The organism is Arthrobacter sp. NPDC057388 (assembly GCF_042668165.1).
In the GTDB taxonomy this organism is placed as follows: Bacteria; Actinomycetota; Actinomycetes; order Actinomycetales; family Micrococcaceae; genus Arthrobacter.
In genome coordinates, this window is the sequence record NZ_JBHVBL010000009.1 from 32,991 (window position 1) to 53,696 (window position 20,706).

Genomic DNA, 20,706 nt, shown 5'->3' on the forward strand with positions numbered 1-20,706 from the left:
TGGGCTGTTCGCCGCGGTTATTCGCCGCGGTGTTTGCCGTGGGAGGCGATGTAGTGCGCGGCGGCGCTCTGGAGCTTCCGCTCCTTGGCCAGCCGCCGGCTCAGCGCCTTCAGTTCCTCGCTCACCCGGGCCTGCTCCTGCGCGATAAGGCGTTGCTGCTCGGCCTGCCCTGCGACGGCGTTCAGGGCCTTGGCCAGCTGGACCTGCTGCTCCGCGAGAAGCCCCTGCGTCTCCTGGATGAGCGGCAGCAGGTCCGCCGGCCGGTTGTGCATTTCCGCGAGCATGGTTCGGGCACGGGCCGGCGGTTCGTTCATGGGCAGAGCGGGTTCCGGTGTCCGCTGCCGGGCCGGGTAGGACGGGGACGTGGCGTCGTCGGCCAGCTGGCGGGTCAGCACTTCCGCGAACTCCCGGTCAAGGTCGTCGTCGGAATACTCCGCGGCGCGCTCCTCCGCGGAATCGGCAGCAGCATCCGCAGCGGCCTCAGGGCGGATATCCACGGTCCGGCGCAGCGGCTGTTCCTTGATCAGGAGCACGGCGATCAGGGCAACCACCGCGATGGCGCCGGCGATGAGGAAGATCTCGGCTGTGGCATCGCCGTAGGCGGCCCGCATGATGTCCCGGATCGGGGCAGGCATGTCGGCGAGGTCGAGGCTGGCACCGGACGCGCCCGAGCCGGCCTTGATTCCGGCATCGGCGAGTCCCTGCGTGGCCAGCTCCTTGACCCGGTTGCTCATGACCGCGCCCAGCACGGACACGCCGATTGCACCGCCGACGGAGCGGAAGAAGGCCACGGACGCGCTGGCCGTCCCGATGTCGCTGGCGCTGACGGTGTTCTGCACAGCGAGGACGAGGTTCTGCATCAGCATGCCCAGCCCGAGGCCCAGGACCGCGGTGAATACGCCCGACAGCCACAATTCAGTGGTGTGGTCCATGGTGCCGGCCAGGCCCAGCCCGCCGATCAGCAGCACGGAACCGGCGATCAGGTAACGCTTCCACTTGCCGGTCCGGCTGATGAGCTGGCCGGACAGCACGGAGCCGATCAGGTTGCCGGCGATCATGGGCAGGGTCAGCAGGCCTGCCTCGGTAGGCGTAGCGCCGCGTGCCACCTGGAAGTACTGGCCCAGGAAGGTCGAGGAGCCGAACATCGCCACGCCCACTGCCACGGAGGCCCAGATGGCCAGGGCGGTGGTGCGCTCGGAGATGATCTTCAGCGGAATGATGGGCTGTTCAACCTTGGATTCGACCACCACCAGCAGTGCCAGGAGCACGACGCCGCCGCCCACCATGAGTGCCGACTGCCAGGACCACCAGTCGTAGTAGTCGGGGTTGCCGGCGAACGACACCCAGATGAGGAGCAGGCTGACGCCGGTGGTTAGGAGGATGGAGCCGAGCCAGTCGATTTTGGCCGGCCGCTTGACGTGCTGGATCTTCAGGGTGATCTGGAGCAGGATCAGGGCGACGACGGCGAGCGGCACACAGACGAAGAACGTCCACCGCCAGCCCAGCGGGCTGTCGACGATGAAGCCGCCCAGCAGCGGACCGCCGGCCGTGCCGACGGCCATGACCGCGCCCATGTAGCCGGAGTACTTACCCCGGTCACGCGGCGGGATCATGGAGCCGATGATCGCCTGGGCCAGCGCCGTAAGGCCACCCATGGCAATGCCTTGGACAACGCGGGCTGTCAGCAGCAGAGGGATGTTTTCCGAAAGACCGGCCATCACCGACCCCGCCACGAAGATCACGATGCTGAGCTGGACCAGGACCTTCTTGTCGAACAGGTCGGCGAGCTTGCCCCAGATTGGGGTGGTGGCCGCGTTGGCCAGCAGCGCCGCCGTGATGACCCACGCGAAGTCCGTCTGCGTGCCCTTGAGTTCGGACATGATGGTGGGCAGCGCGTTGGCCACGATGGTGCTGCTGAGGATCGCGGTGAAGAAAGCGGCGAGGAGACCGGTCAGTGCCTCCATGATTTGCCGGTGCGTCATGGGCGCCTGAGGCGTGTGGGCAACAGGGCGTGACGTGGCCGTCCCGGAGACGGCGGCGTGGCTAGCCATTGATGTGCTCCTTGCGTTTGGTAGTGGTTGCGGTGGGACCGGCCGCCGTTGCCCGGGCGGATTCCCGAAGGGATTCCGAGAGTTTGGAGAGTACTTTCGCCGTCTCCTCGGCGTCCTGCTGGCTCCAGTCCCGCAGGAATTCCTGGAGAGTGGCCACCCGGTGTTCCTCGATGTCGGCCAGCTTTGCGCGCCCGGCGTCGGTGAGGGCCACCAACTGCGCCCGGCCGTCGTCGGGGTCGGGCCGCCGGTGCACCAGTCCGAGTTCCTCAAGTTCCGCGATGTGCCGGCTGAGGACCGGCGCGCTGACGCCAAGCCGGGCAGCGAGGTGCGTGGCGCGCGATTCCTTCTCCCCCACGAACCGCAGGACACCCTGCAGGGCAACTCCCGCTTCGATGCCGCGCGAGTTGGAAACGGTCACACACCGGACCGCCCGCTGCAGGTCGAAGATCTGGCGCACGAGTTCGGCTGCTGTATTTGGCGCAACTGCCATGATGAGAAACCCCTTATTGCTTGCCTTGGGCAACTATAGCAATAAAAGGTTGCTTTGGGAAACTAAGCATCGGGAGGCGGCTTAAAAGCAGAAGCGCGAACTGGCAGCTGATGCCCTCAAAATCGAGATTTGCGGGCGTTAGCTGCCAGTTCGCGCTAGAAAAACGGGGCTTGGCGGGAGGGGTTAGTTGTCCACGTGCGTGGGGGCGAACATCTTGAGCAGGGTTTCAACCACGACGACGTTCGGGCCGTCCGTGGCGAAAGCCGCCTTGAGCGCGTCCCCCACGTTTTCCGGCGGGACACGGGTGGCAGGAACGCCGAACGATTCGGCGAGCTTCACGAAATCCGGCCGGGCGAGTTCGGTGGCGGTGGCCTTGCCGAAGGCGCCCACCATGTATTCGCGCAGGATGCCGTAGCCGCCGTCGTCCACAATGAGCCAGGTGACCGGCACATTGTGCTGCCTGGCCGTGGCAAGTTCGGCGATGGAGTACATGGCCGAGCCGTCGCCGGAGACCGCGAGCACCCGGGCCGAGGCCGCGGACCTGCCCACAGTTTCCAGGCCCACGGCTCCGCCGATCGCCGCCGGAAAGCCGTAGCCGAGGCCGCCGGCGCCCTGGGCGGAGTGGAACTGGCCCTCGCGGGCGTCCCAGCAGCTCCAGCCCCAGTAGGCCGAGATGGTCATGTCCCAGAAGGTCTGCATGTCCGCCGGAACTGCCTCGCGGATGTCGGCCATGAACTTCAGTTCCTTGGCCAGGTCCTGCGATTCCAGCCGCTCCTTCACCTTGCGCAGTGATTCCCGCACCAGGTCCTCCGGCGAGGTCCCGTGCCAGTCGGCCCTGGGCTCGGCGGGTGCCGCCAGCGATGCGTCGAGGGCCGCGAGCGCCTGGCCTGCGTCGGCGCGGATCCCCAGGCCTGGCCGGTTGGACTCCAGGACGCGCGGTTCGGCGTCGATCTGGATGATGCGGCCGCGCGGTTCGAAGGTGAAGTAGTTGGAGGTGACCTCGCCCAGCGACGAGCCGACTACCACCAGAACGTCGGCGTCTTCGAGGAGGTCTGTCATGTGCCGGTCCTCGATCCAGGACTGCAGCGACAGTTCATGGTTCCACGGGAAGGCACCGTTGCCGCCGGGCGTGCAGATGACGGGGGCCCGGAGCTTTTCCGCGATCGAGAGCAGCGACTTCTCCGCCCGGCCCCGGCGGGTTCCGCCGCCGGCGATGATGGCGGGTCGCTCCGCCGCCGACAGCCATTTCACGGCTTCGCGGACCAGTTCGACGCGCGGCGGGTTGTCCGCCGCTTCGGCCAGCGCATCCTCGACGGGCGGCACCACGATGGGGTCCAGCAGCACATTCTGCGGGATCTCCAGCCAGACCGGCCCCTGCGGCGAGGAGATCGCCTCGGTCCAGGCATCCTGGATGGCGGAGGGGATGCCGGAGGCGTGCTGGATCAGCCGCTGGCTCTTGGTGACGTTCGCGGCCGAAGCCTTCTGGTCATCCAGCTGGTGCAGCATGCCCTTCCGGCGTGCCCCCAGGCCCTCAAGAGGGATCTGGCTCGCAACCACCACCATGGGCACACCCGTGGCATAGGCTTCCTGCAACCCGGCGAGTGACGTCAGCGCGCCCGGTCCGGTGGACAGGAACAGCACGCCCACCTCCCCCGTGGCGCGCGAGTAGCCGTCGGCGGCAAAGGCGCTGTTGTTCTCCACCCGGGAGGACACGAACTTCAGGTTGCCGCGGCCCATGGCGTCAAAGAGCCCCAGCGCGTGCTGGCCGGGAATGCCGAACACCGTCTTGGCGCCGAGCGCGTCAAGGGTTTCGACGACGAGGTCCCCGCCGTTGCGGACACCGGCCGGCCCGACACCGGTCACTGGGAGTACTCCCCCACGGCAGCGCGGACGGCGCCATTGTCGGCCGGGGCCGGGGACGCTGCCGCAAACCCTGCCGGCCGCCGTACTTCCCGCCCCAGTGCCTGGGCGGCGTAGCCGGTCTCCGCGCCGAAGCGGTCGCCGGCCACGGTGTTGTCCGCCATGAGGGTCACGAGCTCGTAGGCAACGTGGCTTGCGGCAACGCCGGTGATCTCGGCGTGGTCGTAGGCCGGGGCAACTTCAACGACGTCGGCGCCGACGAGGTTCATGCCGCGGAAGCCGCGGATGATCTCCAGCAGTTCCCGGCTGGTGATGCCGCCTGCTTCGGGCGTGCCGGTTCCGGGCGCATGGGCAGGATCCAGAACGTCGATGTCTACGGAGATGTACAGGGGACGGTTTCCGATCCGGTCGCGCACCTTGGCCACCGTCTCCAGCACGCCCTGGTAGTACACGTCCGCGGAGGTGACAATGCCAAACCCGAAGCGGTGGTCGTCGTCGAGATCCTTCTTGCCGTACAGCGGGCCGCGGGTGCCGATGTGGCTGATGGCCTCCGTGTCCAGGATGCCTTCCTCGACGGCGCGGCGGAACGGCGTGCCGTGGGTGTACTCGGCACCGAAGTAGGTGTCCCAGGTGTCAAGGTGGGCGTCGAAGTGCAGCATGGCGATGGGGCCGCCGGCACGCTCGGCCGCGGCACGCAGGAGCGGCAGCGCGATGGTGTGGTCGCCGCCGAGGGTGAGCAGCTTGCTGCCGGTGGCCGTCAGGTCGAGGGCGTTCTGCTGGATGGTCTCGATGGCCTCATTGATGTTGAACGGGTTTACGGCCATGTCGCCGGCGTCGGCCACCTGGCAGTTCTCGAAGGGGCTGACGTCCCAGGCCGGGTTGTACGGGCGGAGGAGCCGGCTGGCCTCACGGACGTGGTTGGCGCCGAAGCGTGCACCTGGCCGGTAGGAGACGCCGGAATCAAAGGGCACGCCCACCACGGTGATGTCGGACTTGGCCACCTGGTCCAGGCGCGGCAGCCGGGCATAGGTCGCCGCCCCGGCGTAGCGGGGAATACGGGATGAATCGATGGGGCCAAGGTTGCCGTTGGCTTCGATGCGCAGCTCTTCCAAAGGAACGCCTCTCCTTCGAGGATCGAGGGTGGGTTGTGACAGCCATCATACACTCGAAGTTGCCCAATGTGCACCGACTGTTTACAGAAGCACCAGGAATCAGGGCAAGAAAAAACCCGGACCCCCGGCAGGACGGCGGTCCGGGCCCAGGCCGGAAAGCTACCGGCTGGCGGCGGGAACCAGCACCCAGAGAACCTCGACGGGCTCGTCCGTGGGGTTGACCCACGTGTGCGGCTCCCTGCCGGGAAAGGTGACAGTGTCGCCCGAGGCCAGCTCATACTCCTCATTGGTCAGGATGAGCTTGATGGTCCCCTTGATTACGTGCAGCACGTCGACGTCGCAGTCCACGGCATAAAGTTCAGACTCGCCGCGGCCCCTGGGATCGATGACGGCCTGGATGATCTGCACGCGCCGTTCAGAGCGAGCGGTCAGCAGGCGCTCGACGATCCCCTGGCCGCCGAGTGAGATGCGGGGACCCGCGTCCCGCTTGGTGAGGTGGGTTTCGGGGGCGGCAAACAGGTCCCCGATGGAGATCGACAGCACCTGGCACAGCGTCACGAGCGAGGCAACGGAGGGCGATGTAAGGTCCCGCTCCACCCGGCTCAGGAAGCCCTTGGTCAGTCCGGTGGCGCCTGCCACCTGTTCGATGGTGAGCCGCTGGGACTGGCGGGCGGCCCGGATTCTTGAACCGATGGCGACCGGAACATTGCTCGGCTCAACTGGTAGTGCCTTCATTTACGAACCTTTCACGGCCGGCCGCACGGCCCCGACAATGGAGCCATATTATCGGCCCGGCCCTTCTGTGAAGCGGGGCAAACCGCCCCGCGGGCCTTTGCGTCTTGACTGTTACTCGAATCACAGCCTACGCTTCTATGAAACATGTGTTGCTTGTGAAACAACTCCCACGAGGAGGGAAACAGCAAGGAACCCTTCCTTCCCCCAGATTTCCGCACAGTGCAGCGGCCGTCCCGGTAGTCCGTTTTCCGGCCCGGCCCGCAAGCTGCCAAAGCTCCAAGGATCCCCAAATCATGGACGCAAGTTTCGTCAATATCGCCATCGTGGTGGCCTACCTGGCCGCCATGCTGGCCTTCGGCTGGTGGGGCAAGTCCCGCACCAAAAACAACAGTGACTTTCTCGTGGCCGGCCGGCGCCTGGGCCCGTTCCTCTACACCGGAACCATGGCAGCCGTGGTCCTGGGCGGCGCCTCCACCGTCGGCGGCGTCGGCCTGGGCTACAAGTTCGGCATCTCGGGCATGTGGCTCGTGGTGGCGATCGGTGCCGGTGTCCTGCTCCTAAGCCTGCTCTTCGCCGGCACCATCCAGAAGCTGAAGATCTACACCGTCTCCCAGATGCTGTCCCTGCGCTACGGCAGCCAGGCCACCCGGACCTCCGGCATCGTCATGCTCGCCTATACCCTTATGCTCTGCGCCACCTCCACCGGAGCCTACGCCACCATCTTCGTAGTCCTGTTCGGCTGGGACCGCGCACTGGCCATCGCAATTGGCGGCGCCATTGTGCTGGTGTACTCCACCATCGGCGGCATGTGGTCCATCACCCTGGCCGACCAGGTCCAGTTCGTCATCAAGACCGTCGGCATCTTCGTCCTGATGCTGCCGTTCACGCTGAACGCCGCCGGAGGCATCGACGGCATCCGCAGCCGGGTGGAGGCCAGCTTCTTCGAGATTGACGGCATCGGCGTCCAGACGATCATCACGTACTTCGTCGTCTACACCCTGGGCCTGCTGATCGGCCAGGACATCTGGCAGCGCGTGTTTACGGCGAAAACGCCCCGGGTTGCCCGCTGGGGCGGCGCCACCGCGGGCATCTACTGCATCCTTTACGGCGCGGCCGGCGCACTGATCGGCCTCGGCGCGAGGGTGGCCCTGCCGAACATCGACGTCGCCACCGAAGGCAAGGACGTCGTCTACGCCGAGGTGGCACAGAACCTGCTGCCCATCGGCATCGGCGGCCTGGTGCTCGCCGCCGCCGTCGCAGCCATGATGTCCACCGCATCAGGTGCGTTGATTGCGGCCGCCACCGTGGCCCGCGCCGACGTGCTGCCCTTCGTCGCCGGCTGGTTCGGCAAGACCATTAACACCGACGACTCCGACAACCCCGAGCACGACGTCAAGGCCAACCGCATGTGGGTCCTCGGTCTGGGCATCGTGGCCATCCTGATCGCCATCATCACCAAGGACGTCGTCGCGGCCCTCACCATCGCCTACGACATCCTGGTGGGCGGCCTGCTTGTGGCCATCCTCGGCGGTCTCGTCTGGAAGCGCGGCACCGGCATCGCAGCTGCTGCCTCCATGGCCGTAGGTTCCGTCGTCACGCTCGGCACCATGATCGTCCTGGAGGTCAATGCCAAGGAACCGCTGGAAGGCGTCTTTGCCAACGAGCCGATCTACTACGGCCTGCTCGCTTCCGCTGTGGTCTACGTGGCAGTGTCGCTGCTGACCAGGCCCACGGATCCGGCGGTCATGAACCGGTGGTACCTCCGGGTGGCCGGCAAGGAAAGCGAAGAGGTTCCGGTTTCGGCCGGCTCGCTGTAGGCCTTCCGGTGATCTGCCGCCGGCAGATCTGGCAGTAAAACATGACGACGGCGGTGCCTCCCAGCGCGGGGAGGCACCGCCGTCGCGATTTCACGAGTTGGGCGGAGCAGGAGGGAAAGTTCAGTGCTGATAAAGACCCTTCAGTCTTCGTAGCCTTCGTCCCCACGGAACTCGTCGTCCGCGTCCAGCGGAACCACCCGTTCGTCGTCGTCCACGGCCTCTGAGTTGGCGGGAACAACCCTCTCCTCGGAATCAAGGAATTCGTCTTCCGCGTCCCAGTCTTCCACCGGCGTGTCTTCGGCAAAGTCGTAGGCGGGATCGGAGTCGATGCGCGTGTCCGGCTCGGGGTGCGATCCGTTGGTGTTCATCAGGCAGACCTCCGTATGGTTGGACTTCCGTACCCGCCGTCGGCGGGGCACATTTTCATCAGATCACCGCCGGTACGGGCGGTCAAGGGCGTTTGGACAGGCGGGTGGCATCGGCTCGACGGGCCGGGTTATTGAGGTTTCCCTAAACTTCCGGCTAAGGCTTACCGGCCGAAAATCCGCGGAATTCCGCGGTAAAGTGGGCCGTGCAATGGGGCCGCATCACGCCCCAGCTACCCAGGAGTTCCCGTGTCTCAGCACGCCAAATCTGACCACCCCGCCACCGGCGAAGTGCCTGGCCCAACCAAAAGCCCGGCAGCCGGCGCCGCAGAATCCCGTCCCGAGCCCAGCGCCGCCGACATCAAGCGCTGGCGCCAGTACCTCGCCGATGAACGCGCCGAGGCTGCCGTCTACCGTGACCTCGCCCAGAACCGCACCGGCGAAGAGCGCGCCATCCTTTTAGCCCTCGCCGAAGCCGAAGGCCGCCACGAGGCGCACTGGCTGAAGCTGCTCGGCGAGCATGCCGGCAAGCCCCGGCACGCCTCCTTCCGCAGCCGGCTTCTCGGCTTCCTCGCCCGGCACTTTGGTTCCGTGTTTGTTCTTGCGCTGGCGCAGCGGGCCGAGGGCCGTTCGCCGTACACCAAGGAACCGTCGGCCACTCCTGCCATGGCAGCCGACGAACAGATCCATGAGGAAGTGGTCCGCGGCCTGGCAACACGCGGCCGCAACCGGCTGGCCGGTACGTTCCGGGCTGCCGTCTTCGGCGCCAACGACGGCCTGGTCAGCAACCTCTCACTGGTCATGGGCATGGCCGCCACCGGCGTTGGCAGCGGCGTCGTCCTGCTCAGTGGCATCTCCGGACTCCTGGCGGGCGCGTTCTCCATGGGTGCCGGAGAATTCGTGTCCGTCCGTTCCCAGCGCGAGCTCCTGGCCGCGACCCGCCCCACCCAGGTGACGCTGGTGGCAGCACCGCAGCTGGACATCGAACACAACGAGCTCCTGCTGGTCTACCTGGCCCGCGGCATGTCCCGGGAGGCCGCCGAACACCGCGTGGCCGAGCGCATGGGCCTCTTCACGTGCGACTGCGACCCCAGCCTCTCGCTGCATCCTGAACTGCCGGAGACCGAGGACGAGCACGAAGCCGTAGGCACGGCCTGGGGCGCGGCGCTCTCCAGCTTCTGCTTCTTCGCCTCGGGGGCGATCGTGCCGATCATTCCTTTCATTTTCGGCATGACCGGAATCGGCGCCCTCCTCGTGGCGGCGGTTCTGGTGGGCATCGCCCTGCTGGCCACCGGCGGCACCGTTGGCCTACTCTCCGGAACCTCACCCCTGACGCGGGGGCTGCGGCAGCTCGCCATCGGTCTGGGAGCGGCCGGGGTCACGTACCTCCTGGGCATGGCCTTCGGCGCTGTCATCGCCTGACTCGCCCGGCCTGTTCAGCCGGTTTCATCGCTGAGCGGGCGGAACTGTAAAGTAAGCCTGCTTGCTTAATGCTTGTTGCCGCTTGTTTTATATGTGCCTTGTCTGCCCAGCGCCTGATGGATGGCGGGGGCCGCGCGGCAATGGAATGCCGTGAAAGGGGTGCAGTGGAGGGTCAACACCCCGGAGAGAGCCAGCCCCGGCATCGGCACCAGCCGCGCCATTCCGGGCCGGCGACCGCAGCCGGGAAGTTTATCCGCTGGCTGATCATGCTGGCCGCCCTTGGGTGTGCGGCGTTCCTCGCGGCAGGAATGGCCTACGGGGATCCCCGTTTCGCAGATGCGCTGAACTTCCGCATCGGTTCCGGAGACCAGGACGTGCCACGGGAGGACCAGTCCCGGCAGGACCCGGCCGGGAAAAATGACGACGGGCAGAATGACGACGGCCGCAGCCAGGGGGACCAAGAGCAGCCTGGGCAGGACGCGGAGCATGGCAGCCGGGAGAACGGGACCGGCGCGGCCGGAGGCCCGGGCCATACCGTGGGCGCCCCGCCGCCGGGCTTCGGGGAGGCACCCGCTCCCCTGGGCACGCCGGAGCCGCCGTCCGCACCCAGCACCTCCTACAAGTTCCTGGCGGTGAACAGCAACGGCTCCCCCGTGGGCTACTCGCCCTGCCGCCCGCTGCACTACGTGGTGAACGCCGAACTCGCGCCCGAAGGCGCTGCGGATCTGGTTCCCCTGGCGATCCAGACCATCTCCCGCGCCACCGGCATCCAGTTTGTGGACGACGGGGCCACGGACGAACAGCCCTCGGCCCAGCGCTCCCCCTACCAACCCGAAAAATACGGTGACCGCTGGGCTCCCCTGCTCATCAGCTGGACCACGCCGGACGTGGCTCCCAAGCTGGGCGGAAAGGTGATCGGCACCGGCGGGAGCACGCATTACAGCTACGGGAACGGGCCCAAGAGCTATGTCACCGGGAGCCTCGAGCTGGATGCACCGCAGATGGCGGTGGAACTGGGGCGTCCCGACGGCACGTCCTATGCCACCGCCGTCGTCCTCCACGAACTGGGCCACGTGATGGGGCTGGAACACGTGGACGACCCCGCACAGCTCATGTACCCGGAGATCGGTGCCCCCGACGGCTTCGCGGCCGGCGACCTCAACGGTCTGTACCGGCTGGGTCAGGCACCCTGCCGGAACGACCTGTAGGGCACTGCGCCCGGAGTGGCCGCGGGCTCATCCGCCGAGGACCGCGAGCGCCTCGTCCACGGCGTCCACCAGGAAAATGCGCTGCTCCATGGCCCTGCCCGCGGCGAGGCTCTGAAGCATGGGCCAGGCGGGAAATTTCTGCTCCCAGTGCTCCCGGCCCACCAGCACCATCGGGGTCATGGTCTCCGGGACGCCGTAGTAGTTCTCGCAGGCGTCCTGGAAGATCTCCTGCACCGTGCCGGCAGCCCCCGGGAGGAACACGATCCCGCCGTTGCAGACCTCCAGGAGGATGGCCTCGCGCACGGCGTTGGCAAAGTACTTGGCGATGTGGGTGGCGAAATAATTGGGCGGTTCATGGCCGTAAAACCAGGTGGGAATGCCGAGGGACGGGGTCCCGCCCGGAAAGCGTTCGACGGCGGCTGCCGCAGCACGTGCCCAGGCGGACACCGAGGGGCGGAAGCCCGGGACGGCTGACAGGTCGCGGAGCACGTCCTGGAACTCGGTATCGCCTGCGTTGCTGAGGTAAGCCCCCAGGTTCGCGGCCTCCATGGCGCCGGGGCCTCCACCGGTGGCCACCAGATGGCCGCGCCGGGCCAGGAGCCGTCCCAGGGTGGCAGCGGCGGCGAAGCCAGCGGTTCCCCGCTGCAGGGCGTGGCCTCCCATGACCCCGACGATGGACCGGCCCCCGCTGTTGAGGGTGCGGACGAATTCCTCCAGGGCATCGCCGACGGCGTGGTCGTGCAGGGCTGCTGCCAGGGTGGAATCGAGGCGGTTCCGCTGCCCCGGCCGCATGCTCCACTGGTACACCAGCGCGTCCGGGGTTTTCTCGTAGGGCCCGTCAACGATGCCTGCGTACAGCTCCTGCGGTGTGTAAAGTCCGGCGCGGTACGGGTTGAAGGGCACGCCGGTGAGTTTCGGAAAGATCAGGGCGCCCCGGCTGCGGAGTGAATCCTCCACGCCCGGGTCGAAAGTGCAGCCCAGGAAAATCGCGCCCTCGGCGTCCAGCGCCGCCAGGGCTGTGGCCCGGCCGCGGAGGTCAAGCGACTGCGCATGCCAGCCGTGCATCGCCTTCGCCCCTGCCCTCACCAGCCGGTCGAACCTGGCGACGCTGTCCACCTCAAGGGTCCGCGGGCTGGGATTCAGGCTGCCGGAGGGGTTCATGGTGCCTAGCCTAGTGCGGTGCCCCGCCGGGACGTTCGGAGCCGAAGAGACGCGCAGGAAACACCGGCCAAGGCGAAGCGCCCCGCCGGAAGACCGGCGGGGCGCTGCAGGGTGACGCGAACCGTTCGGGAACCGGTCAGGAAACCTGGCTAGGAGACCTGGAGGCCGCCGTTGATGTCGTAGGTGGCGGCGGTGATGTAGCCCGAGTCCGCACCCAGCAGGAAGGAGATCAGCGCGGCCACTTCCTCCCGCGTGCCCACGCGGCCCATCATGATGCCCTCGGACATCTGGGCCTTGCGCTCCTCGGTCAGCGTTCCGCCCATGATGTCGGTGTCGATCGGACCCGGGGCAATGGCGTTCACGGTGACGCCGAACTCACCGACTTCGCGGGCCAGGGCCCGGGTGAAGCCGATGATGCCGGCCTTGGACGCGCTGTAGGCCACCTTGGAGTAGGTGCCGCCGCCGCGCTGGGCGGAGATGGAGGAGATGCTTACGATGCGGCCCAGCTTGCGTTCGATCATGCCTTTGAGCACCCGCTGGGACACTACAAACGTGCCGCGCATGTTGATTGCGAAGACCTTGTCCCACTCGGCAACCGTGGTTTCCATGAAGGGCGTCGGGGAGCTGATGCCGGCCAGGTTGGCCAGTGCCACGATCGGCGGCATTGACTCTTCGATCTCGGTGATCGCCCGGTCCACGGAGGCCACGTCGGAAACATCGGCGCCGACGCCGATCGCCTTCACGGCACGGTTGGACCCGATCTCCGCGGCGGCAGCCTTCGCGTCCTCGGCGTTGATGTCGAGGATCGCGATGGACCAGCCCTCGCTGGCCATGCGGTCGGCCGCTGCCCGGCCGATGCCGCGGGCGGAGGCGGCTCCGGTCAGCACGACGGTGCGTTCTGCGGGGAAAGGGGTGGTTGAGCTCATTGGTGGTATTCCTTCGGGTGGTTCTCGGATGGGTCTTTAGCGGCCGGTCGTGGTGTCTTCGGTAACCTTCACTGCCGGCTCCAGGGCCGCGTCGCCTTCGGGGCGCTTGCGGGCGTAGAGGTAGGTGGCCACTGCCGTGACGCACAGGCAGAAGGAGAGGAACAGCAGGCCGCTCTGGTTGCTGCCGGTGGTGTCCTTCAGGATGCCGACCGCGTACGGTGCCACGAAGCCGCCGAGGTTGCCCAGGGAGTTGACCAGGGCGAGGCCGGAGGCGGCTGCCGCGCCGGTGAGGGCGGCGGACGGCATGGAGAGGAACGGCGCGATGGCTCCGTAGATGCCCATGGCCGAAGCGGTCAGGGCGATGAGGGCCAGGACAGGGTTGACCGGGAGGAGGTATCCGGCGGCGAGGAGTCCCAGGCCGGCCAGGACCATGCTGACGGCGGTGTGCCAGGCGCGCTTTCCGGTCTTGTCGGCACGCTTGCTCCAGAAGTAGACGAAGACTGCAGCGATGGCGTACGGAACCAGGACGATGAACCCGACCTCTGCGGTGGAGAACTTGCCCAGGGCGGCGACGATCGTCGGGAGCCACAGGCCCAGGCCGTAGATGCCGCAGACGAGGCCGAAGTACAGGGCGGAGTAGACGATGGTGCGCTTGTCCTTGAGGCCGGCCAGGAAGTTGTGGTTGCCGCCCTTGGACTTGGCTGCCAGTTCGGCGTCCATGGTGGTGGCCAGCCATTCGCGCTCGTCGGCGTTGAGCCACTTGGCGTCCCGGGGCCGGTCCGTCATGAGGATGGGGGTCAGCAGGCCGAGCAGGACGGCGGGAATGCCTTCGATGATGTACAGCCACTGCCAGCCGTGCAGGCCGAGGATGCCGTCCATCTGGAGCAGCAGGCCCGAGACGGGTGCGCCGAGGGCGTTGGAAATGGGCTGGGCCAGGATGAAGATACCCAGGACGGTGACGCGCTGTGCGGCGGGGAACCAGAGGGTCAGGTAGAAGAGGATGGCCGGGAAGAAGCCGGCTTCGGCGGCGCCGAGCAGGAAACGGATGATGTAGTACGTGGTTTCGCCGTTCACCAGGGCCATCGCGGTGGCGAAGAGGCCCCAGGTGATGAGGATGCGGGCCAGCCACTTGCGGGCACCGAACTTGTACATGCCGGCGTTGCTGGGCACTTCCAGGAGGGCGTAGCCGAGGAAGAAGATGCCCGCGCCGAGACCGTAGGCGGCGGCGGTCAGGCCGATGTCCTCGCTCATGGTCAGCTTGGCGAACCCGACGTTGTTGCGGTCAAGGTAGGCGACGAAGTAGAGGAGCACGATCAGCGGCATGACGCGGCGGCGGACTTTGCGCAGCGTGCGGTCTCCAAGCTCGCCGAGTCCGGAGGACGTTGTGGTTAATGAAGTCATCATCGACCTTCTGTCTGGCGGTTCCCGGCCCGGCGGCTTTGCGGGTGGGTTTCCGCTGCTTGTCTTGTTGGTTCTCAATCCGTTCAGCGTTTATGTCTTATTTATCTGATGTCAGACATCTGACGGAGGAACATGACCAAAAGCATAGGAGGGTGACGGGCGTTACGTCAAGGCGAAAAACTCCGCAGCCGAAAGGCGCGCCTAGGATAGCCGCAGGCCACGAAGGGCAAAGCCCAGGGGCCGGGGCCGGGACGGGGTGGCAGGAGCCCGGGAACTGGCGCCGGAGCCTTAGGAACGGCTGCCGTGGACGTAGCGCTCGTAGTCCTCGAAGGTCTGGTCCATGTGCTCATCCATGGCTTTCCGGGCGAGCTCGGAATCGCCGGTGAGAATGCTCTCGAGCACCCGCTGATGGAAGGCGATGGCGTGGCGCTGGATCTCCTCGATGGCCGACGTCTCGCGGCGGGCGCGGTAGAGGGACTGGCCGAGTTGGGCCAGCAGGGCGCGGACAAACGGGTTGCCGGAGGCCTTCAGAACAGTGTCGTGGAAGGCGATGTCCGCAGCCACGAAGCCGTCGAGGTCGCCGGCCTGGTGGAACCGCTTCATGTCCGCGATGGAGGCCCGCATCTCGTCGGCATGTTCGGGGGTGTGCCGCCTAGCGGCGAGCGCGGCAGCACCAGTTTCCACCATGCGCCGCACCTCGATCAGTCCGCGGGAAACCTGGTCGTCAGCGTTGCCGTGCGACGCGGCCTTGATGATCGCATCGAGGCCGGTCCAGCTGTCTGCAGGGTTTACGAACGTGCCGCGGCCGGCCTTGACGTACAGGATGTTCTGGGCCCGCAGTGCCTTCAGCGCTTCGCGTGCGGTCAGCCGGCTGACGTCGTAGGCTTTGGCGATGTCGGCTTCCGGCGGCAGCGCATCATGAGGCTTGAGCCTGCCGTCGAGAATGTCGTCCAGCAGCCCGTCGACGAGGTCGTCAACAAGTGTCCTGCGCCCCATCGACTGCCCTACTTTCGCCTTGCCTGCTGCTCCCAACACTACCGAAACCGCGGCGGGCGCAGTAAACGGTCCCAAAGTGCGACGTCTTGTGGCTCGCTGGCTGGCCACGCGGAGGGTCCGGAAAACGCACACCCAGCTTAATCGCGGGTATATGGGGCACAATTTGAGGATGCAGGATTCACCGCGGAATTCAGGAACTTTGCAGTCACAGGACGGGACCCAGAACCAGGGTGAAGCACGGCGCCAGGGTGAGACACAGCGCCAGGCCGGGGTACAGGATGCGGCGCCCACCCCCGGGCGGCGGCCGCGGATCGGCATCCCCGTCCGGCTCAGCAGCTCGGCGGACCCGGACCCGCGGGTGGCCAAGGCCAACAGCCTCTTCGGCTTCATTGTCAGCCTCATTCGCGACGTCGGCGGGGAGCCGGTGCTGCTCACCCCGGAGTCGCTGGAGGGCGGACTGAACGGGGCATCCGCCGGTGAAACTGCAGGCACTGGAGCACCCAACAGCGGAAGGGCCGACGGCGGAACCTCCGGCGGCGGGAAGGTGCCGGACGCGCCCGGGGTGCTTGACGGCGTCGTACTTCCCGGCGGCGGGGACGTTGACCCGCGCCTTTACGGCCAGGAGCCCGGGCCCACCCTCTATGACGTCAACGGGGAGCAGGACCGGCTGGACATCGCTGTGGCCCGGCGCGCACTGGACGCCGGCACGCCGGTGCTGGGGATCTGCCGCGGCCACCAGCTGCTCAACGTCCTCTATGGCGGAACCCTCGTCCAGGACATGACCCCCGGCACCGTGCCGCACCGCCAGATCCCTGCAGATGTGAACAGGCCGTGGGTGTGGCACGAGGTGACCATCACCCCGGGATCCAAGGTGGCAAGGATGTATGCCGCTGCCGAAAAACCTGAAGGCAGCGGGTCCGGTCCGGCACACGCAGACAGTAATGCTGCGGCGAGTGCCGCTGCGGCCGCCGGTGAGCCGGGCGCGATTGACGGGGCCGCGGGTGACACCGCCCTCCAGGTCAAGATCGCTTCCGGTCACCACCAGGCCGTCGACCGGGTGGCGCCGGGGCTCGTGGTGACCGCCGTGGCGGATGACGGAACCGTGGAGGCGCTGGAGGACCCGGAGCGGTGGATCGCGTCCGTGCAGTGGCACCCGGAGGCCCTGGAACTGACGGACGAGCAACGGCTGGCTCCATTCCGGGTGTTCGTCGAGGCCTGCCGCCCCTCCTGAGCGCTGCGCGCGTGAGCCCGCCGCGCCCAATATCCCCGGCGCCCAGTATTCCCGCGCGCGTTCCATGACTGGGTTCCTTGACCGGGTTCCTTGACTGCAGGCCGGGCCCTGCTATGATCAAAATCGGAGTATGTCCTAACAAACGGACATGCGCTGACAAACAGGCTTCCTGGACGCAGGAACCTGCGGCACAAAGGGAGCACTCAATGGCGAACCAACTACACCTCAGCATCGACCGCTCGTCGCCGGTGCCGCTGTACCATCAGGTTGTCCAGGGCATTGAGGCTGCCATCCATACCGGCCTGCTGGAACCCGGAAGCCGGCTGGAGAACGAGATCGATCTCGCCGCCCAACTGAACCTTTCGCGTCCCACCATGCGCAAGGCGATGGACGAACTGGTCCGCTCCGGGCTGCTCGTCCGCAAGCGGGGCGTGGGCACGCAGGTGGTGTCGAGCCAGGTCCGCCGCCCGCTGGAGCTGTCCAGCCTGTACGACGACCTGACGAACAATGGCAGCAAGCCCACCACCGAGGTGCTCACCTTTGCGCATGTTGAGGCCGACGCCGCCACCCGGGAGGCCCTGCACCTCGCCGCCGGGGCCAAGGTCTACCACTTCACCAGGCTCCGGAAGGTGGGCGGCAAGCCGCTGGCCCTCATGGAGAACTGGGTCCGGGACGACATCACGCATATCGATGAGGACCTGCTGAAGACGCAGGGCCTGTACAGCATCCTGCGCAGCGGCGGCGTCAACTTCAGGCTGGCCACGCAACGCATCGGCGCCATGGTGGCCAACGACTACCAGGCACCACTCCTTGAAACCCAGCCCGGCTCGGCGCTGGTCACCATGGAACGCACCGCCGTCGATGACACGGGGCGGAACGTGGAGACCGGCCACCACGTCTACCGGGGCGACTCGTACAGCTTCGAAATGACACTGGTCCAGCGCTAGACACCCGCAGCGTCGGGCCGGCTTCTGCCCCCGCTGAGCGGGGGGCTGCCATTGGCCTGCCCTCCTGCCGATTGCTGTACCGATGCTGTACCGACCGCCGTGCCGGTTGCCGGTACCGGCGCCCACTACACACACCTCCGAAAGGGACATGACTTATGGCCGAATGGGTATATCCCCTGGGCAGTGCAGCCGAAGGCTGCTGGGACGTTTCGCTGGGAACGTCGGACTCGAAACTTTCCGTGGAAGGCTGGGAACACACCGGACTGAAGGTGGCCAGGCTGGCCCCGGGCGCCGCCGTCGAACTCCCCCCGGCCGCCGAGGAACGGATTGTCATCCCGCTGAGCGGGGCGTTCACGGCGACGGTCGACGGCCTGGACCACCCGCTTGCCGGCCGGGCCAGCGTCTTCAGCGGCCCCACCGACGTGCTGTACACGGGGACGGACAAGGCGGTCACGGTCTCGTCGTCCGACGGCGGCCGGGTCGCCATCGCGACGGCGCCCGCCAAGGTCCACTACCCCGCCCGCCTGATCACCGCGGCCGAGACGCCGGTGGAGCTGCGCGGAGCCGGCAACTGCTCGCGCCAGGTCCACAATTTCGGCACGCCGGCCGCACTGGAAGCCGACCGCTTTATCGTCTGCGAGGTCATCACACCCGCGGGCAACTGGTCCTCCTACCCGCCGCACAAGCATGACGAGGAGAAGGAGGGCGAGACCCGGCTCGAGGAGATCTACTACTTCGAGACGCGGGTGGCGGCTGCCCCCGGTTCCACGGGGCCCGGTTCCACGGGGCCCGGCGAAAATGCGGACGCCATCGGCTACCAGCGGGTCTACGCGTCCGACGACCGCCCCATCGATGTTTCCGCCGAGGTCCGCACCGGCGATGTGGTGCTGGTCCCCTACGGCTGGCACGGCCCGGCCATGGCCGCGCCCGGCTACGACATGTACTACCTCAACGTCATGGCCGGACCCGGCCGCGTCCGCGACTGGCTCATCAGCGATGACCCGCACCACGGCTGGGTGCGCCAGACCTGGGAGGGCCAGAACGTGGACCCCCGGCTGCCGTTTAAGGCGTAAGCGCGCCCTGGCGCGCAACGGCGGGTTCGACGTCGGCCGGTTCAGCTTCGGTTGAACCGGCCGGTTCCGTCTCCATGCCTTTTTGGGACGCGGCCGCCAGCCCGGCAGCCGGAGCCCGGCGGGCACTTGCCCTGGCCCCGACGGCAGCGCCGGCCATCACCGCAAGGCCCAGCGCCGTGATTACTGCCCCTGCCCAGATGGGCGAGGTGTAGCCGAGGCCGGCGGTGATGGTCACGCCGCCCAGCCATGCGCCGAGGGCGTTGCCCACATTGAACGCGCCGATGTTGGCCCCGGACGCCAGGGTAGGCGCCTTGGCCGCGTACTTCATGACGCGCATCTGCAGGCCGGGTACCGTGGCGAACCCGAAGCCGCCCAGAAGCAGCAGAGAGGCGATGGTGAGTATCTGGTTGCCAGCGCTCAGGCCGAAGGCCACCAGCACCACCACCAGGACGGAGAGCACGGCCAGCAGGGTCCGGTCGACATTGCGGTCAGCCGCCCGGCCGCCGAGGGTGTTGCCGATGAAGAGGCCGACGCCAAACACAATCAGCAGCCAGGGCACCGTGGAGGCGGCGAATCCGGAGACCTCCGTCAGCGTGAAGGCGATGTAGGTGAAGGCGCCGAACATTCCGCCGTAGCCGAGGATGGTCACCAGGATCGACAGCCAGACCTGGCCTGACCGGAAGGCGCGGAGCTCACTGCGCAGGCCGCCCTGGGCCGCCTCGCCGCTGCCGGCCTTGGGCACGAGCGCCAGGATACCGGCCAGTGCCAGCACGCCGATTGCCGTGATGGCCCAGAAGGTGGACCGCCAGCCTGCCGCCTGCCCGAGAAGCGTGCCCAGCGGAACCCCGAGGACATTGGCGGCCGTGAGCCCGGTGAACATGATGGCGATGGCGGCGGCCTTCTTGGTCGGCGGAACCATGCCGGCAGCAACCACCGCACCGATGCCGAAGAAGGCACCGTGCGCCAGGGCGGCCATCACGCGGCCGGCCATCATCGCCCAATAGTCGGGCGCAATGGCGGAGAGCAGATTGCCGGCAATGAAGAGCACCAGCAGGACGGCCAAGACCGGCTTGCGCTGGAAGCGGGAGACGGCGGCGGTGAGCCCCAGGGCTCCCACCACGACGGCGAGGGCATAGCCGGAGATGAACCAGCCGGCGGAGGCTTCACTCACGTTGAAGTCGGCCGCCACCTCGGGGAGCAGCCCCATGATGACGAATTCGGTGAGTCCGATGCCGAACCCGCCGAGGGCTAGGGCTATCAGGCCAACAGGCATGGATGTGCTCCTTCGGAACTGTACTGGGTGGGGAGCGCGGCGTAAGCTAGTAGTTGCAAGCGCGCTATATTTCGTTGCACAAGCAACTATTGCACGAATGGATATACCGCGCAAGCAACTATCTGAACGGGCTCCGCTGCCGGGGTCCAGAGAACTGAAGGAGGATCGCCCAATGGGCATCAAGGACGACGCCGTGGAGGTGCGCGCCCAAGGCTGGCGCACGCTGGCCGCCCTGCACGGGCTGATCGAGGCACAGCTGGAGCGGTCGCTGCAGGGGCAGGCGCAACTTTCCGTCGTCGAATACACGGTGCTGGATGCGCTCAGCAGGCAGGATGGGTGGCATATGCGCATGCAGCAGCTGGCCCGGGCTACCGCACTCTCCCCCAGCGCCACAACCCGCCTGGTGAACCGGCTGGAGGACCGCGGCCTGCTGACCCGCATCCTGTGCGCGGACGACCGCCGCGGCATCTACACCGAACTGACGGACAGCGGAAGCAAGCTGCTGGCCGAAGCACGCCCGGTCCACGACGCCACCCTGGAACGGACCTTGGCCGAAGCCCAGCAGGTGCCGGAGCTGGCATCCCTGGTGGAAGCCCTCCCCCGCCTTCACGCCGGCGTCTAAACCCTCCGCAGGAATG

Annotated in this window: 18 protein-coding genes; 7 read left to right on the plus strand and 11 right to left on the minus strand. The window is 67.2% G+C overall.

What is annotated here, in order from left to right:
- Nucleotides 1-17 precede the first annotated feature (17 nt).
- The 5 genes from ACFUTU_RS06460 to ACFUTU_RS06480 form a co-directional block, all read right to left on the minus strand.
- A complete protein-coding gene (locus tag ACFUTU_RS06460; protein ID WP_377962186.1) occupies nucleotides 18-2,051 on the minus strand; it encodes an MDR family MFS transporter in 2,034 nt (677 codons plus the stop codon).
- Nucleotides 2,044-2,541, minus strand: coding sequence for a MarR family winged helix-turn-helix transcriptional regulator (locus tag ACFUTU_RS06465; protein WP_377962189.1), 498 nt, complete (start codon nucleotides 2,539-2,541; stop codon nucleotides 2,044-2,046). The genes ACFUTU_RS06460 and ACFUTU_RS06465 overlap by 8 nt, the downstream gene beginning before the upstream one ends.
- 183 nt (nucleotides 2,542-2,724) lie before the next feature.
- A complete protein-coding gene (locus ACFUTU_RS06470) occupies nucleotides 2,725-4,404 on the minus strand; it encodes a thiamine pyrophosphate-binding protein (RefSeq protein ID WP_377962192.1) in 1,680 nt (559 codons plus the stop codon).
- On the minus strand, nucleotides 4,401-5,513 hold the full coding sequence (gene speB, locus ACFUTU_RS06475; protein ID WP_377962194.1) for an agmatinase: 1,113 nt from the start codon (nucleotides 5,511-5,513) through the stop codon (nucleotides 4,401-4,403). Before speB ends, ACFUTU_RS06470 begins: the two co-directional genes overlap by 4 nt.
- A gap of 159 nt (nucleotides 5,514-5,672) precedes the next feature.
- Nucleotides 5,673-6,248: a helix-turn-helix domain-containing protein gene (locus tag ACFUTU_RS06480; RefSeq protein WP_377962197.1), complete on the minus strand. Its 576-nt coding sequence runs from the start codon at nucleotides 6,246-6,248 to the stop codon at nucleotides 5,673-5,675.
- A 293-nt stretch (nucleotides 6,249-6,541) separates the two neighbouring features.
- On the opposite strand from ACFUTU_RS06480, the gene ACFUTU_RS06485 reads away from it, so the two are divergent.
- On the plus strand, nucleotides 6,542-8,065 hold the full coding sequence (locus ACFUTU_RS06485; protein WP_377962200.1) for a sodium:solute symporter: 1,524 nt from the start codon (nucleotides 6,542-6,544) through the stop codon (nucleotides 8,063-8,065).
- A 140-nt stretch (nucleotides 8,066-8,205) separates the two neighbouring features.
- Here ACFUTU_RS06485 and ACFUTU_RS06490 read toward each other — a convergent pair whose 3' ends face one another.
- Nucleotides 8,206-8,433: a hypothetical protein gene (locus tag ACFUTU_RS06490; protein ID WP_377962203.1), complete on the minus strand. Its 228-nt coding sequence runs from the start codon at nucleotides 8,431-8,433 to the stop codon at nucleotides 8,206-8,208.
- Between the two features lie 246 nt (nucleotides 8,434-8,679).
- On the opposite strand from ACFUTU_RS06490, the gene ACFUTU_RS06495 reads away from it, so the two are divergent.
- Together ACFUTU_RS06495 and ACFUTU_RS06500 are read left to right on the plus strand one after the other, a co-directional pair.
- The gene (locus ACFUTU_RS06495) at nucleotides 8,680-9,852 is read left to right on the plus strand and encodes a VIT1/CCC1 transporter family protein (protein ID WP_377962206.1); all 1,173 of its coding nucleotides are present in this window, start codon (nucleotides 8,680-8,682) and stop codon (nucleotides 9,850-9,852) included.
- A 164-nt stretch (nucleotides 9,853-10,016) separates the two neighbouring features.
- Complete coding sequence (locus ACFUTU_RS06500) at nucleotides 10,017-11,060, plus strand: matrixin family metalloprotease (RefSeq protein ID WP_377962209.1); 1,044 nt, start codon at nucleotides 10,017-10,019, stop codon at nucleotides 11,058-11,060.
- A gap of 27 nt (nucleotides 11,061-11,087) precedes the next feature.
- On the opposite strand, the gene ACFUTU_RS06505 is transcribed toward ACFUTU_RS06500, so the two are convergent.
- From ACFUTU_RS06505 to ACFUTU_RS06520, 4 genes are all read right to left on the minus strand, one after another.
- Nucleotides 11,088-12,221, minus strand: a complete 1,134-nt coding sequence (locus ACFUTU_RS06505) for an LOG family protein (RefSeq protein ID WP_377962212.1) — start codon at nucleotides 12,219-12,221, stop codon at nucleotides 11,088-11,090.
- Between the two features lie 149 nt (nucleotides 12,222-12,370).
- Nucleotides 12,371-13,147, minus strand: a complete 777-nt coding sequence (locus tag ACFUTU_RS06510) for an SDR family NAD(P)-dependent oxidoreductase (protein WP_377962215.1) — start codon at nucleotides 13,145-13,147, stop codon at nucleotides 12,371-12,373.
- 36 nt (nucleotides 13,148-13,183) lie between these two features.
- Nucleotides 13,184-14,551, minus strand: a complete 1,368-nt coding sequence (locus ACFUTU_RS06515; protein ID WP_377962218.1) for an MFS transporter — start codon at nucleotides 14,549-14,551, stop codon at nucleotides 13,184-13,186.
- 285 nt (nucleotides 14,552-14,836) lie between these two features.
- On the minus strand, nucleotides 14,837-15,544 hold the full coding sequence (locus tag ACFUTU_RS06520; protein ID WP_377962430.1) for a FadR/GntR family transcriptional regulator: 708 nt from the start codon (nucleotides 15,542-15,544) through the stop codon (nucleotides 14,837-14,839).
- A 199-nt stretch (nucleotides 15,545-15,743) separates the two neighbouring features.
- On the opposite strand from ACFUTU_RS06520, the gene ACFUTU_RS06525 reads away from it, so the two are divergent.
- From ACFUTU_RS06525 to iolB, 3 genes are all read left to right on the plus strand, one after another.
- Entirely contained in the window at nucleotides 15,744-16,775 is a 1,032-nt protein-coding gene (locus ACFUTU_RS06525; RefSeq protein ID WP_377962221.1) for a gamma-glutamyl-gamma-aminobutyrate hydrolase family protein, read from the plus strand.
- Nucleotides 16,776-16,981: 206 nt separating this feature from the next.
- Nucleotides 16,982-17,722, plus strand: coding sequence for a GntR family transcriptional regulator (locus tag ACFUTU_RS06530; RefSeq protein ID WP_377962224.1), 741 nt, complete (start codon nucleotides 16,982-16,984; stop codon nucleotides 17,720-17,722).
- A gap of 155 nt (nucleotides 17,723-17,877) precedes the next feature.
- A complete protein-coding gene (gene iolB, locus ACFUTU_RS06535) occupies nucleotides 17,878-18,795 on the plus strand; it encodes a 5-deoxy-glucuronate isomerase (protein ID WP_377962228.1) in 918 nt (305 codons plus the stop codon).
- On the opposite strand, the gene ACFUTU_RS06540 is transcribed toward iolB, so the two are convergent.
- Nucleotides 18,785-20,068 (minus strand): MFS transporter, encoded by a 1,284-nt coding sequence (locus ACFUTU_RS06540; protein ID WP_377962231.1) that lies wholly within the window; start codon nucleotides 20,066-20,068, stop codon nucleotides 18,785-18,787. The two genes, iolB and ACFUTU_RS06540, sit on opposite strands and share 11 nt — an antisense overlap.
- 172 nt (nucleotides 20,069-20,240) lie before the next feature.
- On the opposite strand from ACFUTU_RS06540, the gene ACFUTU_RS06545 reads away from it, so the two are divergent.
- On the plus strand, nucleotides 20,241-20,690 hold the full coding sequence (locus tag ACFUTU_RS06545; RefSeq protein ID WP_377962233.1) for a MarR family winged helix-turn-helix transcriptional regulator: 450 nt from the start codon (nucleotides 20,241-20,243) through the stop codon (nucleotides 20,688-20,690).
- The last annotated feature ends 16 nt before the right edge of the window (nucleotides 20,691-20,706 follow it).